This is a genomic window from Corynebacterium sp. HMSC061H03 (genome assembly GCF_001838215.1).
GTDB classification, from domain to species: domain Bacteria; phylum Actinomycetota; class Actinomycetes; order Mycobacteriales; family Mycobacteriaceae; genus Corynebacterium; species Corynebacterium jeikeium_D.
The window spans coordinates 159,985-174,912 of record NZ_KV836073.1; the positions used below are offsets into that span (position 1 = coordinate 159,985).

13 protein-coding genes are annotated in these 14,928 nt (G+C 58.2%); 9 read left to right on the plus strand and 4 right to left on the minus strand.

Annotation, left to right across the window (positions count from 1 at the left end):
• Window positions 1-203 precede the first annotated feature (203 nt).
• On the minus strand, window positions 204-935 hold the full coding sequence (locus HMPREF2787_RS06655) for a YcnI family protein (RefSeq protein WP_070858843.1): 732 nt from the start codon (window positions 933-935) through the stop codon (window positions 204-206).
• A gap of 512 nt (window positions 936-1,447) precedes the next feature.
• Here HMPREF2787_RS06655 and dnaK point away from each other — a divergent pair.
• The 4 genes from dnaK to HMPREF2787_RS06675 are packed head-to-tail and all read left to right on the plus strand — an operon-like array spanning window position 1,448 to window position 5,546.
• Complete coding sequence (gene dnaK, locus HMPREF2787_RS06660; protein ID WP_070858844.1) at window positions 1,448-3,289, plus strand: molecular chaperone DnaK; 1,842 nt, start codon at window positions 1,448-1,450, stop codon at window positions 3,287-3,289.
• A gap of 2 nt (window positions 3,290-3,291) precedes the next feature.
• Window positions 3,292-3,879, plus strand: coding sequence for a nucleotide exchange factor GrpE (gene grpE, locus HMPREF2787_RS06665; protein ID WP_016421563.1), 588 nt, complete (start codon window positions 3,292-3,294; stop codon window positions 3,877-3,879).
• 60 nt (window positions 3,880-3,939) lie between these two features.
• Entirely contained in the window at window positions 3,940-5,136 is a 1,197-nt protein-coding gene (gene dnaJ, locus HMPREF2787_RS06670) for a molecular chaperone DnaJ (RefSeq protein ID WP_005511752.1), read from the plus strand.
• The gene (locus HMPREF2787_RS06675) at window positions 5,136-5,546 is read left to right on the plus strand and encodes a heat shock protein transcriptional repressor HspR (RefSeq protein ID WP_016421562.1); all 411 of its coding nucleotides are present in this window, start codon (window positions 5,136-5,138) and stop codon (window positions 5,544-5,546) included. Before dnaJ ends, HMPREF2787_RS06675 begins: the two co-directional genes overlap by 1 nt.
• A gap of 108 nt (window positions 5,547-5,654) precedes the next feature.
• Here HMPREF2787_RS06675 and HMPREF2787_RS06680 read toward each other — a convergent pair whose 3' ends face one another.
• Window positions 5,655-7,217, minus strand: coding sequence for an alpha/beta hydrolase (locus HMPREF2787_RS06680; RefSeq protein WP_070858845.1), 1,563 nt, complete (start codon window positions 7,215-7,217; stop codon window positions 5,655-5,657).
• Complete coding sequence (locus HMPREF2787_RS06685) at window positions 7,205-7,522, minus strand: hypothetical protein (protein ID WP_070858846.1); 318 nt, start codon at window positions 7,520-7,522, stop codon at window positions 7,205-7,207. Before HMPREF2787_RS06685 ends, HMPREF2787_RS06680 begins: the two co-directional genes overlap by 13 nt.
• Before the next feature lie 143 nt (window positions 7,523-7,665).
• On the opposite strand from HMPREF2787_RS06685, the gene HMPREF2787_RS06690 reads away from it, so the two are divergent.
• The 3 genes from HMPREF2787_RS06690 (at window position 7,666) to HMPREF2787_RS06700 (ending at window position 9,953) form a co-directional block, all read left to right on the plus strand.
• Entirely contained in the window at window positions 7,666-8,508 is an 843-nt protein-coding gene (locus HMPREF2787_RS06690) for a nitrilase-related carbon-nitrogen hydrolase (protein WP_070549986.1), read from the plus strand.
• Between the two features lie 105 nt (window positions 8,509-8,613).
• The gene (locus HMPREF2787_RS06695; RefSeq protein ID WP_016421558.1) at window positions 8,614-9,231 is read left to right on the plus strand and encodes a trimeric intracellular cation channel family protein; all 618 of its coding nucleotides are present in this window, start codon (window positions 8,614-8,616) and stop codon (window positions 9,229-9,231) included.
• 83 nt (window positions 9,232-9,314) lie between these two features.
• Window positions 9,315-9,953 carry a DedA family protein gene (locus HMPREF2787_RS06700; RefSeq protein ID WP_016421557.1) on the plus strand — a complete coding sequence of 213 codons (639 nt, stop codon included), beginning with the start codon at window positions 9,315-9,317 and terminating at the stop codon, window positions 9,951-9,953.
• A gap of 131 nt (window positions 9,954-10,084) precedes the next feature.
• Here HMPREF2787_RS06700 and HMPREF2787_RS06705 read toward each other — a convergent pair whose 3' ends face one another.
• Window positions 10,085-10,972: a fructose bisphosphate aldolase gene (locus HMPREF2787_RS06705; protein WP_048734469.1), complete on the minus strand. Its 888-nt coding sequence runs from the start codon at window positions 10,970-10,972 to the stop codon at window positions 10,085-10,087.
• A gap of 360 nt (window positions 10,973-11,332) precedes the next feature.
• Here HMPREF2787_RS06705 and clpB point away from each other — a divergent pair, with 360 nt between their 5' ends.
• Window positions 11,333-13,912, plus strand: a complete 2,580-nt coding sequence (gene clpB, locus HMPREF2787_RS06710) for an ATP-dependent chaperone ClpB (RefSeq protein ID WP_070858847.1) — start codon at window positions 11,333-11,335, stop codon at window positions 13,910-13,912.
• A 186-nt stretch (window positions 13,913-14,098) separates the two neighbouring features.
• Complete coding sequence (locus HMPREF2787_RS06715) at window positions 14,099-14,746, plus strand: GNAT family N-acetyltransferase (RefSeq protein ID WP_048734476.1); 648 nt, start codon at window positions 14,099-14,101, stop codon at window positions 14,744-14,746.
• The last annotated feature ends 182 nt before the right edge of the window (window positions 14,747-14,928 follow it).

A 14,928-nucleotide genomic window follows, 5' to 3' on the forward strand; every position in this document is an offset into this window, starting at 1 on the left:
GCTCTTGATGGGTTGGACCGGAGGTCCGGCAGCTTTCTAGCGGAGGGTGTTTGGTCGCGGAATGACGAAAGGGTCTGGTTCCAATTAGCTATCGGAAACCAGACCCTTGAATCCTTATTCGCTTAGAAAACCGTTTCAAAACCTCAATGGTTCGTCCGTGCCGGGTAAAGGCGGGAAAACTGTTCAAGAAATGTCAAAGCGATTTAACCTCGCTTACGCAGTGAAATCACCAATGCGGCAATACCGGTCAGTGCGCCCACGAGGCCGAGTCCCAGGCCCCAGCCACCAAGCGTGCTGCTTGAGTCCTCGCTGGTAGTAGCTGCGGAATGCTCCACGTTGCCCGAGTGGTTATCGCCGTGCTCTGTCTCGCCGGTGCCATGACTGTGGCTGTGGTCGTGACCGTGGCTATGTTCATCGTCTGCCGACTTCTCAATCAGCTCCACGGTTGGAACCGGGTAATCGCTATCGTGGTCCTTTTCAGCCCAGTTCATCGAACCCTTTTCACAGGTTTGCAGCGTCGGCACCTCAACCGTCGACGGCTTTGCATCATCAGCCACCTTCACGCTGAGCGTCAGAGAATCCTTCAGGTCCGACGGCAGTGGAGTCTTTGCGGTGTAGATGACCTTCTGCACCTTTTCATTCTCGCCAGAGCCGGTCGACTCCTTCGTGACATCCCAGTTCGCGTTCATGTTCGGCGTAACCTTTTCGAACTCCTCCGGGATGGTGAACTCGACCTTCGTCGTCGGCGAACCGTCGCAGCCATGGCCGACCCCGAAAGCCAGATCCGCGTAGCCGCCAATCGGGGCAGACGACGGGGTTGCATGCACATGTGCGGATGCAATGGCAGGGAAGGCGAGGGTTAGTGCAGCGCTTGCCGACGCTACTGCGAGCCCACGGAAAAAGGGGAGATGGTGTCGCTGTGCATTCTGAGGCACGAAAAACTCCTAAAAAAGTGGGATGAATTCTTGGCTCAATCGCCCCGTAAATGGGGAGAATCTAGACATGTATTAGTGGAGCCGCCAGAGCTGATTCGGTGTCAGGCCATGGGGTAACAAGGACATGGCCTGTTGATGAGCCGGTGGCTGCAAATCACGTCAGGGGATTAGTCGGTTCGCTTTGCAGGAAAGTTCCCAGGGCTAGTGCTAAGAAATTCCCCCTGGAGGCCGAAGACAGGATTCTGTATAGAAAATTGCGCTGTCGGCTACCGTGAGTGGCTTTAGCGCATAGTTTTACAAAAATCTTTCATCGCGGTGACCTGGGGTGATGGAGATTTTTCTAGAAAAGTTGAGTCGGGTTGGAATAACTTTGTCCCATAGTCCGTTGCATAGCATGACAAACATTGAGTCGGACACACTCAAGTTTGCTTGACAGATTTTCTACGGCAATGCAGACTTGAGCGCGTAAGACTTAAGGGCAATTCTTTTACTCTTCTAGAAAGGTGTTCATCATGGGACGCGCTGTTGGTATTGACTTGGGTACGACGAACTCCTGTGTCTCCGTCCTCGAGGGCGGCGAGGCTCAGGTGATTGCGAACGCTGAGGGTTCGCGCACCACTCCGTCGGTGGTTGCATTTGCAAAGAATGGTGAGGTCCTGGTTGGCCAGTCCGCTAAGAACCAGGCTGTCACTAACGTTGATCGCACTATTCGTTCGGTCAAGCGCCACATGGGTACTGACTGGAGCATCGAGATTGATGACAAGAAGTACACTCCGCAGGAGATTTCCGCTCGTACGCTGATGAAGCTGAAGCGCGACGCTGAGTCTTACCTGGGTGACGACGTCACTGATGCGGTTATTACCGTTCCGGCTTACTTCAACGACGCTGAGCGTCAGGCAACCAAGGAAGCGGGTCAGATTGCTGGCCTGAACGTCCTGCGCATTGTCAATGAGCCGACTGCTGCTGCACTTGCTTACGGTCTGGAGAAGTCCGACAAGGAGCAGACCATTCTGGTCTTCGACCTCGGTGGCGGTACCTTCGACGTCTCCCTGCTGGAGATTGGCGATGGTGTTGTTGAGGTTCGCGCAACTGCTGGTGATAACAAGCTCGGTGGCGATGACTGGGATCAGCGCATCGTTGACTGGTTGGTTGAGAAGTTCCAGTCCAGCAACGGCATTGACCTGACCAAGGACAAGATGGCTCTGCAGCGTTTGCGTGAGGCTGCTGAGAAGGCCAAGATTGAGCTGTCCTCCTCGCAGCAGGCATCTATCAACCTGCCGTACATCACCGTTGATGCTGACAAGAACCCGCTGTTCCTGGACGAGACCCTGTCCCGTACTGAGTTCCAGCGCATCACCTCCGATTTGCTTGACCGCACTCGTAAGCCGTTCCAGCAGGTCATTGCTGACGCTGATATTCCGGTTTCCGACATTGACCACGTCGTGCTGGTCGGTGGTTCCACCCGTATGCCGGCAGTCTCTGAGCTGGTCAAGGAACTGACCGGTGGTCGTGAGCCGAACAAGGGCGTTAACCCGGACGAGGTTGTCGCAGTCGGTGCTGCTCTGCAGGCCGGCGTTCTGCGCGGTGAGGTCAAGGACGTGCTGCTGCTCGACGTCACCCCGCTGTCGCTGGGTATTGAGACCAAGGGCGGTGTCATGACCAAGCTGATCGAGCGCAACACCACAATCCCGACCAAGCGTTCGGAGACCTTCACCACCGCTGAAGATAACCAGCCGAGCGTTCAGATTCAGGTCTTCCAGGGCGAGCGTGAGATGGCTGCAGCTAACAAGCTGCTGGGCTCTTTCGAGCTGGGCGGTATCGCTCCGGCACCGCGTGGTGTCCCGCAGATTGAGGTCACCTTCGACATCGACGCCAACGGCATTGTCCACGTCACTGCTAAGGACAAGGGCACTGGTAAGGAAAACACGATCACCATCCAGGACGGCTCCGGCCTCTCCAAGGAGGAGATCGACCAGATGATCAAGGACGCTGAGAAGCACGCTGACGAGGACAAGAAGCGCCGCGAGGAGCAGGAAGTCCGCAACTCGGCTGAGTCCATGGCTTACCAGACCCGCAAGTTCGCATCGGAGAACGAGGACAAGGTTTCCCAGGACATCCGCGACCGCGTTGAAGAGGCTGCCAAGGAAGTTGACGAGGCTCTGAAGGGCTCCGACATCGAGGCCATCAAGTCCGCCGTCGAGAAGCTGTCCACCGAGAGCCAGGAGATGGGTAAGGCTATCTACGAGGCTCAGGCAGCTGAGGGTGCAACCGCAGCCGAGGGTGCTGAGGCCGCTGACGCTGACGACAACGTCGTTGACGCTGAGGTCGTCGACGAGGACGAGAAGGACAAGTAAGAATGACTGACCAGGATCAGGGAAACCAGCCCACCCCGGAGGAGCCGGCCAACCTGGCCGATCAGGTCAATGAGGTCTTCGAGCAGGCCAAGCTTGACGACGACGTGGAGCCGGCGACCGAAGGTGCCGCCGGCGACACCGCCGCGGAGGAAGCTGCAGACCCAGTTGCAGCCATCCAGCGTGAGTTGGATGAGCGCACGGAGGACCTGCAGCGCCTGTCGGCGGAGTTCGCAAACTACCGTCGTCGAGTTGACCGAGACCGTGAAGCCGAGCGCGTACAGGCGAAGGCAAAGCTGGCTGGAGAACTGCTGGTTTTGGCTGATGACCTCGACCGGGCTGAAGAGCACGGCGACTTGGCAGACGGCACCCCGCTGAAGGCTTTCGCGGATAAATTCCGCGGCGTGCTGACCGCACAGGGTGTTGAGGAATTTGGTGCCGCAGGAGAGGAGTTCAACCCGGACATCCACGAGGCTGTCCAGGATCTCTCCGAAGGGGATGACAAGGTTCTAGCCAATGTGCTGCGCAAGGGCTACCGAATTAATGACCGTGTCATTCGTACGGCGATGGTAATCATCGGCGATCCGCAGTAGCGGAGACACAAGTGACGCAGATTTCTTTGAATTAGTTTTTCTGAAAGGAGGAGATGCACCATGACTCAACGGGAATGGGCAGATAAGGACTATTACGCTGACTTGGGCGTCTCTAAGTCTGCGTCACTCGACGAGATTAAAAAGGCCTACCGCAAGTTAGCCCGGGAGAACCACCCGGATAAGAACCCGGGTAACAAGGCCGCTGAAGATAAGTTCAAGCGAATCTCCGAGGCATACTCGGTGGTCGGTGACGAGGACAAGCGCCGCGAATACGATGAGCTGCGTGCAGCTCTCGCAGGTGGTTTCCGATTCCCCGGTGCCGCAGGTGCCGGCGGAGCCGGTGCTGCCGGTGCACGTGGATTCGACTTCGACGTGTCGGATCTCTTCGGCGGAGGTGCCGGATTCGGTGGCAATGCTGGTGGTGCAGGTGGCCTAGGTGATTTCCTGGGTGGCTTCGTAAACCGCAATGGTGGCGCTGGTGCTGCCGGGCGGCAGAAGGCCCGCCGTGGTGCGGATGTGGAGACAGAGATTACGCTCGATTTCCGCGAGGCTGCCCAAGGTGTCACCATCCCGCTGCAGCTCACCAACCCGTCGCCATGCACGAACTGCAATGGTTCGGGTGCAGCGCCGGGAACCTCACCGGTGACGTGTACCACCTGTCATGGTTCGGGATATGTCAAGGAGCAAAAGGGGGCCTTCGGCTTCTCCAGTCCGTGTGCGGACTGTGGTGGCCAGGGCACTCGTATCGAGAACCCTTGCTCGCAGTGTAACGGCACCGGTGTGACCACCCGCCGTCGTACCATCACCGTTCGCGTCCCCGCTGGTGTGGTGGACGGCCAGAAGGTCCGTCTTGCGGGCCAAGGTGAAGCGGGACTGCGGGGGCGTCCGGCCGGTGACCTCTTTGTCACCGTTCATGTTCGTCCGGATGAAGTCTTCACCCGCAGCGGCAACGACCTTGAGGTCACGGTGCCCGTGAGCTTCGGCGAGCTCGCGCTCGGCGGCACTATTACTGTGCCGACGTTGGGTGACAAGATTCGCGTGCGTGTCCCGGCTGGCACAGCCGATGGCCGAACACTGCGTGTGCGCGGTCGAGGAATCCCGAAGCGCAATGGCACTCCAGGTGACCTGTTGGTAACCGTGCGTGTGAAGGTGCCGACCAATTTGGACGACAATGCCACTTCGGCATTGCGCTCCTACGTCGAAGCGGAACGTGCCAGCGGGTTCAATCCTCGTGAGGGTTGGGCAGGTGCGAAATAATGTCCGACAACACTGAGGTCTATGTCATATCCGTAGCCGCGAATCTCGCGGGCATGCATGCGCAGACGCTGCGTAATTATGACCGACTCGGGTTGGTAACTCCGCAGCGAACCTCCGGCGGAGGTCGGCGCTACACCAAACGCGATGTGGCGCTGCTGCGTGAGATTCAGCGTCTGAGTCAGGAAGACGGCGTCAACCTGGCCGGTATTAAGGCCATCATCGACCTGACTGAGCGGGTGGATTCGCTTGAGCAGGAAAATGCAGAACTGCGAGAGCAGCTCTATCAAGCAAAGGCACAGGCTCGTCGTTCGCGAGGCGAACTGGTCCACGTCCCACGCTCTACGGCAGTGGTGATGTGGGAGCCGCGCACACGACGCCGGCACAAAGACAACCGCGGTGGGGAAAGGTAATCCCACACGGCTGAGTGAATGGACTAACCAGCGTCGCCTGGTTAGTCCGTTTTCTTTTGGCTTGTTAATTTGGGCCGTGGATTCGCAACCGCTGATCTGAGAGACCGGTCAGCTGTCAGTTAGCCACCGGTTGGCCTCGCGTGTGAAAACTTCGTCGTCAAAGTAGTGTTCGATGTGTGGGTTGCCCTGGATGTGCCGATACTTTTGAGGAATATCCTGCACGGGAGTGACCATGAAATCGGTCAAATCTCGCATGGACAGGCCACGCTCACTCAGGTTGAGTGTGTACGCGCCGAAATCCTTATCCGCTGGGTTTTTCCCATGAATCCCCAGTTCGGCAGGTATACGAATGGGGTCCATCGGGGACGTCGCCACTGCCACACGGTGGCTATTCTCATATTCGGGTCGGACTGTGCCGTCCGGCTTGAGTAGTTTCATGTCGTTTGCGCGCTCCAGTCCGGGGCCAACACCTGGCGGAGCTATGAGCAGCACCCTATCCGCGTAGAGGCCACTACCAAGGGAAGCCTGCGAGACCACCGTCGCCCCATAGCTATAGCCGGCAACAACGTGCCGCTGAGTAGAAGACGTGCCGTGGCTAGTAATGCCACCGGCAATCGCAGTGTCACCACTATCGACACCACCGGAACGTTCAATCAAACCAGCTTGCAAATGCTGCAGCCGCTCAGCGGCAAAATTGTGATACTCGGTGCGTATGGCCTCACGGAGGTCGGGCGGCGCGTCATAGGAAAACAACACCACCGCCACATCCTCCGGATCTTCACCGGCGGCGTGGAAGGTCGCGGCTACGCGCTCGAACTGCCTGCTAGCGTCCTCCGCGCTAGAGCTGGTGCCGGGGACGAGAGTAATCACAGTCGATGCTCGCTCAACGTCACCGAACGCAATCGCAGAATGACCAGGCGAGGACTCCAATAGTTGTCCAGGAGGCAGGCCCAAAGCCCGGGCGCGAGCGGACATGGCGGCATCTATCTCCGATAGCGGTCTACTCGAATACGCCCCAGTCAATCCGCTCCCAACTTCCAAGTCCCAACCACCGTCAAGCCCTCTGCCTGCAGGGTTGCCAGTACCGCCGCCAGCCTGTGATGGCTGCAATCTACCCGAGCCGCTAACTTCGCTTGCCACCAGTGGTGAAAGAGCTGAGATAGCGCCCGCCGCCTTCTCATCGAGTCGGTTGAGTTCAGCCAAAGCCGACTGAATCCGAAGCTGCGAGGTTGCACGCCATTCGGCCATGGTGAAAGGCCCGGAAGGAATTTTGGGATGAACGAGGCTGCGCGCAATCGTGGACAGCATGCCCTCTGGCGGAGTCACCGCACCAGAAACCAGGTTCACCTGAAACCCCAGGTTGGTTGCCTGGTTTACCGCGGCGGTAAGTTCGCGGATGACGTCGTTAAGCATGGCGGCGGTGTCGCTGCAGCAGGCGGCGAGACGTTCGAGCGCGACGCTGCTCCGGCGCAGACGCGTGGCGCTGTGGGTGACAGAAATCTCGGCGGCGCTGCGGTTGTCGCCGGCGAAGTCGTCCTCTGAGAGCGCGTTGAGTGCGCCCTGGGAACTGTCGGCGGAATCGGCGAGGGCGCGCGCCCCGGAACGCAGTGCCCGGGCAAGCGTCTCCAGCGAATCCACACGCCACAGCAGCGCTTCGCCTACCGTGACCATGACAGCTTTTCCAAGGCGGCGGACTGGTCATGCTCGTGCGCGAGAGCGCTGACAGCGAGGGCATCGGCAGCCTGCGCAATAACGTCGATGTTTGTGCACGCAGCAAGCAATGATTCCGACCACTTCCCACAAGTAGTGGAGGCAGCGGGGACGATCCGTGAGCCGGGCAGGGCAGAGGTGAGCTCGGCGCTTCCCGGGGCAGCTGCGATGATGGTGGAAAGACCATCAATACGAGTGGAAATCTGCTGGTAGGAACGACTTAAGGCGGATAGTTGAGCTGGGTTGACTGTGATGTCTTCGGCCATGTTTTTGATTCTGCTGGGTGGAGTAAGGCAGCGGAAGACCATCTTCAGCGAACTGTGGATAACTCTGAGCGGAAGCAACGCAGGAAGCCGCGCTGTGGATAACTTCAGGGCGGTCAATCCGGGGTAGTCGGTAGCATTTAGGCATGCGTATTGCACTGGCTCAGTTGGAATTGTCAGCGTCGGTTGAAGAGAATCTGGACGCGGTGAAGGTGACTATCGCGCGGGCAGCACAGGACAACGCCGATTTGGTGGTTTTCCCCGAGGCCACGATGAAGGCGTTCAATTCCGGTCGCCTGGATGTCGTGGCGGAGTCCAGCAGCGATAGGTTCGTAGCGGAGGTCTCGCAGGCCGCTCACGATGCCGGAATCAGCGTGGTGGTCGGCATGTTCCGGCCGGCAGATGAAGTGGAGCGCGACGGTAAGACGATGCACCGCGTCTTCAATTCGCTGCTTCTGGCTTGGCGTGATGAGGACGGCCCCGGTGTCGAGTTCTACGACAAACTCCACCTCTTCGACGCTTTTGGGTTTCGCGAATCGGATACTGTCGCGCCGGGCAATGCGCACGTGGTCTGTGATGTCCCGCTTGCCGACGGATTGTCGGTCGCCCTCGGTCTTGCGACATGCTTTGACATCAGGTTCCCGGAGCAATTCATTCAACTGGCCAACCTGGGCGCAGAGGTCATCGCGCTGCCTGCATCGTGGAATGATGGCCCGGGCAAGGTAAGGCAGTGGCAGACGCTGGTGTCGGCACGCGCACTGGATAGCACTTGTGTGATTGCGGCAGTCGATGCAGCCCGGCCTGGTGGGGCGAAGGCCGCGGGGAAAGATGAGGGGCCGACCGGCGCGGGGCACTCCATGTTGGTCAATGCGGACGGCGGAGTCATTGCCTCGGCGGGCTACGACCCGCAGTTGCTTGTGGCCGATGTGGATATAGCGGAGGTGGAGCGGATTCGCCGCTCGATTCCGGTGCTGGAGATTCGCGATTAGGGCTAGCCGGGAAGCAATGAAGCGGGCCGAGCCGAGGGGGCGAAGATTGCGGGATATTAGCCTATAGTTCTACCGATTCGGGCGAAGTCATTTATATTTCTTATCATGCTGCTCCACATCCTCTGGGTCATCGGAATTACGGCTGAAGGCGTCACCGGCGCACTAGCGGCCGGTCGAATGCGCATGGATCTCTTTGGAGTTTCAACAATTGCGTGCATGACTGCTATCGGCGGCGGTACCCTGCGCGATGTCATTCTCGGTCACTATCCGTTGGTGTGGGTTGCAAGCCCGCAATATTTGCTGGTTATCGTCGGTGCAGCACTGATTACGGTGCTGTTGGCCGACTTCCTGATGAAGCACTTTCGGGTCGTGTTCTTGGTCGCTGACGCAATCGGCTTGTCGGCGTTTTCCATCATTGGTGCCCGCGTGGCCATGGAAATGGGGCACGGCGTCATCATCGCTATTGTCGGCGCCGTTCTTACCGGTGCGTTTGGAGGTGTGCTCCGCGACCTGATGTGTGACCGAGTCCCGCTGGTGTTTCAAAAGGAGCTCTATGCCTCCATCGCAGTCGTCGCGGCGACGCTTTACTACGTGCTCGACATGGTAGGTCTGCACGAGAACATCAACATCATCTGTGCTGTGTTGTCCGCACTGTTCATTCGACTAGCGGCGCTTTGGCGTGGCTGGTCGCTGCCGGTATTTGACTATCAGGGGCGCGATTAAAACACAGTACCCAGAAAAACTCTCAGCAAAATACTCTAATTAGCTCAGCAGAATCGATAGTTGTTGCTGAAAAGATTACCGTTATGGATTTTTCTGGATTCCTCTCCGGTATCGGAGACCCCGAAGCTCTACTCCAGGGGTTTGGTCCTTGGGTGCTTGCGGGGCTTGGACTCATCATCTTTATTGAGTCCGGTGTGCTCTTTCCTTTTCTGCCCGGTGACTCGCTGTTGGTCACTGCTGCCGTCTTAAGGTCAGAGCTAGATGTCCATACCTGGCAGGTGCTGGTTATCGGTATTATTGCCGCGGTGCTGGGTGATCAAGTCGGTTACTTCTTAGGCCACTCCTTCGGCCGCAAACTGTTCAGCGACAATGCCAAGGTGCTGCGAACTAATCGTCTGGAAGCGGCCGAGAAGTTCTTTGCCAAGTACGGACCTCTGTCGTTGGTGCTGGGGCGATTTGTTCCCATTGTGCGCACCTACGTTCCGCTGGCGGCGGGCACTGCGAATATGCCCTACGGAAAGTTCATCGGCTGGAATGTCACCGGTGCGATTGGCTGGGTCGCCAGTATGGTCGCTGTTGGTGTGCTGCTGGGCAACATTCCGGGAATCACCAGCTCCATCGACAAGATTATGTTGCTGGTCATTGCAATTTCCGTGCTACCGGTTGTCATTGGTGGTGTGAATGCGCGTCGTAAAGCAGCTGTTGCGAAGCGCTCGGTGTAGGACGGTGCTGTCGTAAGGGCAGAGGCGCCGACAGAAAAACTCCCGCACCAGGTTTTCTTGGTGCGGGAGTTTTTAGTTGTGCTAGCGACTATCTAGAGGTGCGCACAAGCGCAGATGCACAGCGCGGACGATTAGGAAATCGAAGCCTCGTAGATGCCCTTGACGGACTCAGCCATAGTTGCGTTGAAATCTTCGTCGGACTGCTGAGCGGACAGGCCCTCAGACAGTGCACGGGAGAAGGAAGCAATCATGCCGTGGTTGCGGGACAGACGCTCGTTGGCGTCCTCGCGCTCGTAGCCACCGGACAGGGCGACAACGCGCATGACCTTCGGGTGCTCAATCAGCGGCTTGTACAGGTCATCCTTGGTCGGGATGGAAACCTTGATCATGACCTTCTGGTCATCAGCCAGGTCATCCAGGCCAGCGAGCAGCTCGCGCAGGACGATGTCCTCAGCCTCTGCCTTGTCAGCAGCGTTGATGTCGACCTCCGGCTCCAGGATCGGAACCAGACCGTGGGACAGAACCTGCTTGCCGAACTCGAACTGCTGGGCAATGTTGGCCTTGATGCCCTCTTCGTTTGCCTCGGCAATGAAGGAACGCATCTTGGTGCCGAAGATGCCCTTAGCGACAGCGCGCTCCAGCAGCTCATCCAGGCCCGGGCACGGCTTCATAAGCTGAACGCCGTTTTCCTTGTCTGCCAGGCCCTTGTCAGTCTTCAGGAACGGGACGATGCCCTTCTTTTCCCACAGGTACTGAGCGGTCGGGATTCCCTCAATGTCGCGATCCATGGTCTGCTCGAAGAGAATCGCGCCAATAATCTGCTCAGAGTTGAAGGACGGGGAAGTGATGATGCGGGTACGCATCTGGTGAACCAGGTCGAACATTTCATCTTCGTTCGAGTACTGATCCTCGTTGATGCCGTACAGGCGCAGAGCCTTCGGGGTAGATCCACCGGACTGGTCGAGAGCGGCGATGAAGCCCTTGCCCTCAGTCATCTGACGTGCCTGCTCGATGTTCATTCGAGTCCTTTCGTGAGAATGAAGGAATGTCATCTACCAGGGTAACTAAAACAGTATGAGTGCGCTGCCCGCCCATCACTCACATGGGGGAAGTTGAATCCGGCGGGAGTGCGCTGGTGAGGGCGTCGGGCGGTGTGTCGGAGTGTGCTAGCACGTGGTTTCTGGATCTTTCCAACGTTTTCTAGTGCTTTCCGGCGCGCTACTACGCATAACGACGCTGCTGAGCTCAATCCTTTTTGCTATAGGTGTGGTGTGAATCACGGTCGGGAAATTGAAAAATTTGAAGTTGAGTGGAACAGACTCAAGGCTGAGTGCGTTATGGGTAGTGAATGACAAAGTTGAGTCAAAGGGGCGCAAGTTATGAGTTTTACACCAACAACTAAGACTGGAGAAGTTCTCCAGGAAGCTATGAAGGCCGCGACCAGCGCGGGTAACCCGGATATCCGGCCTGGGCACATTCTGGTAGCACTGCTGGAGCAAAAGGAAGGTATTGCGGCTCCACTGCTTGAAGCAGCGGGCGTTAATCCTTCTGGGGTTTTGACCCGCGCTAAGGAGTTGGTTGCGGGGTACCCGTCGGCAAGCGGGGCGAATATGGCGAACCCACAGTTTAATAGGGACGCCGTTAATGCTCTGAACGCCGCCGAGGAGCTGGCGGGGGAGCTGGGAGACGAGTACGTTTCCACGGAAATTCTGCTTATCGGTGTAGCAACTGGCCAGTCGGAGGCGGCAACTGTGCTGCAGTCGGCGGGTGCTACTGCCGAGGCGTTAAAGGGTGCGCTGACTAGTGTGCGTGGATCGAGGAAGGTAACAACGGAGAATCCAGAAGAGCAGTACCAGGCTCTGGAAAAGTATGCGACGGACTTAACCGCGCGGGCACGTGAGGGCAAGATTGACCCAGTTATTGGCCGCGATGCGGAGATTCGTCGCGTGGTACAGGTCTTGAGTCGTCGTACCAAGAACAATCCGGTGCTCATTGGTGAGCCGGGCGTTGGTAAGACGGCCATTGTAGAGGGGCTGGCACGACGCATTGTTGCAGGTGATGTGCCGGAATCTCTGAAGGGCAAGACGCTGATGAGCCTGGATCTGGGCTCTATGGTCGCCGGTGCGAAGTACCGCGGTGAGTTCGAGGAGCGTCTGAAGGCGGTTCTGGACGAGATTAAGGAATCCGACGGTCAGATTATTACCTTCATCGATGAGATTCACACCATCGTTGGCGCTGGTGCCACGGGTGATGGCTCGATGGATGCGGGCAATATGATTAAGCCGATGCTGGCTCGTGGTGAGCTGCGTCTGGTCGGTGCGACGACCCTGGATGAGTACCGCAAGTACATCGAGAAGGATGCTGCGCTGGAGCGTCGTTTCCAGCAGGTCTTTGTCGGTGAGCCGAGCGTTGAGGACGCCATTGGTATTCTGCGTGGTCTGAAGGAGCGCTACGAGGTCCACCACGGTGTTCGCATCCAGGACTCCGCGCTAGTGGCTGCAGCAACGCTGTCGGACCGCTACATCACATCCCGCTTCCTGCCGGATAAGGCTATCGACCTGGTTGATGAGGCCGCATCGCGTCTGCGTATGGAGATTGACTCCTCGCCGGAGGAAATCGACTCCGCGGAACGCATCGTGCGCCGCCTCGAAATCGAGGAAATGGCCCTGGAGAAGGAAACTGACATCGCGTCGAAGGAACGCCTGGACAAGCTCCGTGAGGAACTTGCAGATGAGCGCGAGAAGCTCAACGCTCTGAAGACTCGCTGGCAGAACGAGAAGTCCTCGATTGATGATGTCCGCTCCGTCCGCGAAGAGCTCGATGCCCTGCGCACTGAGTCCGAAAAGGCTGAGCGCGAAGGTGACTACGGGCGTGTCGCAGAGCTGCGTTACGGACGCATCCCTGAGTTGGAGAAGAAGCTGGAGGCCGCCGAGGAATCGGTCGCTGACGCAGAGGAAAACTCCATGCTCAAGGAGGAGGTCACGCCTCAGGAAGTCGCTGAGGTTGTCTCCGCCTGGACGGGTATCCCGGCTGGCAAGATGATGCAGGGTGAGACCGAGAAGCTGCTCGAAATGGAGCTCAACCTCGGCCGTCGCGTTGTTGGTCAGAATGCCGCTGTGGAGGCTGTCTCCGATGCCGTCCGCCGTTCGCGTGCGGGTGTTGCCGATCCGAACCGTCCGACTGGTTCCTTCCTGTTCCTCGGCCCAACTGGCGTTGGTAAGACGGAGCTGGCCAAGGCGCTGGCGGAGTTCCTCTTCGACGATGAGCGTGCGATGGTTCGCATCGATATGTCCGAGTACGGCGAGAAGCACGCTGTCGCTCGTCTGATTGGTGCTCCTCCTGGATACGTCGGCTACGACGCTGGCGGTCAGCTCACCGAGGCTGTTCGTCGCCGTCCGTACACCGTCGTGCTTTTCGACGAGGTCGAGAAGGCTCACCCGGACGTGTTCGATGTGCTCCTGCAGGTGCTCGATGAGGGGCGCCTGACCGATGGTCAGGGCCGAACCGTGGACTTCCGAAACACGATTCTGATTCTGACCTCCAACCTCGGTGCTGGTGGTACGCATGAGCAGATCATGGATGCGGTCAAGATGGCCTTCAAGCCGGAGTTCATCAACCGTCTCGACGATGTAGTGATCTTCGATCCGCTGACCTCCGAGCAGCTGCGCGGCATTGTGGACATTCAGGTTCGCAACCTGGCAGAACGCCTGGAGGCACGTCGTCTGGTGCTGGATGTCTCCGATGAGGCACTGGATTGGCTGTCGGAGCGCGGCTACGACCCGGCCTATGGCGCCCGTCCGCTGCGTCGCTTGGTGCAGAAGGCAATCGGCGATGAGCTGGCACGTCGACTGCTCGCCGGTGATGTTCGCGATGGTGACCGCGTAGAGGTCACGGTTGCTGACGATGGCGAGTCGCTGAAGGTTGTCGGCTATGATGAGGATGGTGTAGCCCGAGTCTAGGGCGCCTGATACTCAGGGCGATAACTGCTGAGCAGGCTGTCTGTTTGTTGGGGCGGTTTGGGAGAGTTTTCTCCTGAACCGCCCCTTTTTTGTGCCTTTATTGTCCGGGTTTATGTGTCTTGTGACCGACCGTGTGGGCTTGTTGCATTCCGGTCAGTCTGGAGTGCGCCGGTATAGTGCGCAAATATGACTAACTTTCAGTGGCGACCAGCGACAGACTCCGACCTCCCCTTCATTGCCTGGATGGACGAACTAACGGAAACATTCGGAGATGAAAGTCAGCCACTGCCGGAAGATTATGTAGTCACGAGGCGTCAGTACGTCGACCAGTGGGACGCGAGTCAGGGCGGGGTTATCCTTTTCGCCACTTCGCTTGACGACGCTGACCTCGAGTCGCTCAGTAGCGACATGACCCGCACTGACCCATTTGAACCGAGGGTTTCTCGCGAGGCTACCTACAGTGCGGCCGCCATTAAGACGGAATGGTTGGAGCGCGGGGATTCGTCGTCAAGCGAAGAGCACGAGAGCTATGAAGTGCCGGTGGGGGCGGCCTGGCTGCGTACGTTTACGCAGGACGATCCGGGGTACGGGTTTGTGGAAAATCGGATTCCTGAGGTAGCGATTGCGCTGCGTCCGGGTGTTGTTGGGCGCAGGCTGTCGCAGCCGATGATTGCAGGACTCCTTGAGTATGCGCGTGAGCTGGGGTACCCGGGGGTTAGTCTGGCTGTCCATGATGCCAACCCGCGGGCGGCGAAAGCCTATGTGAAGGCGGGATTTGAGCTAGTGGGGCGCTCGAGCTTCCCGGACCATGATGTGATGGTGGTGCGGTTTTAGGTTTTCGGCGTGCAGTTTTTGGTGGGGGCTGCGCGGGTTGGTGGGGGCTGCGCGGGTGGTGAGGGACTGCGCGAGTTGGTGGGGTGTTTAGGTCGGGAGCGTGGCAGTATTTCGGAAAAAGGTTCGAAAAAGTTGACGTAGGGGGTTGTGGTGTGTCGAATTGGTGTGCGATAATGTGGAGG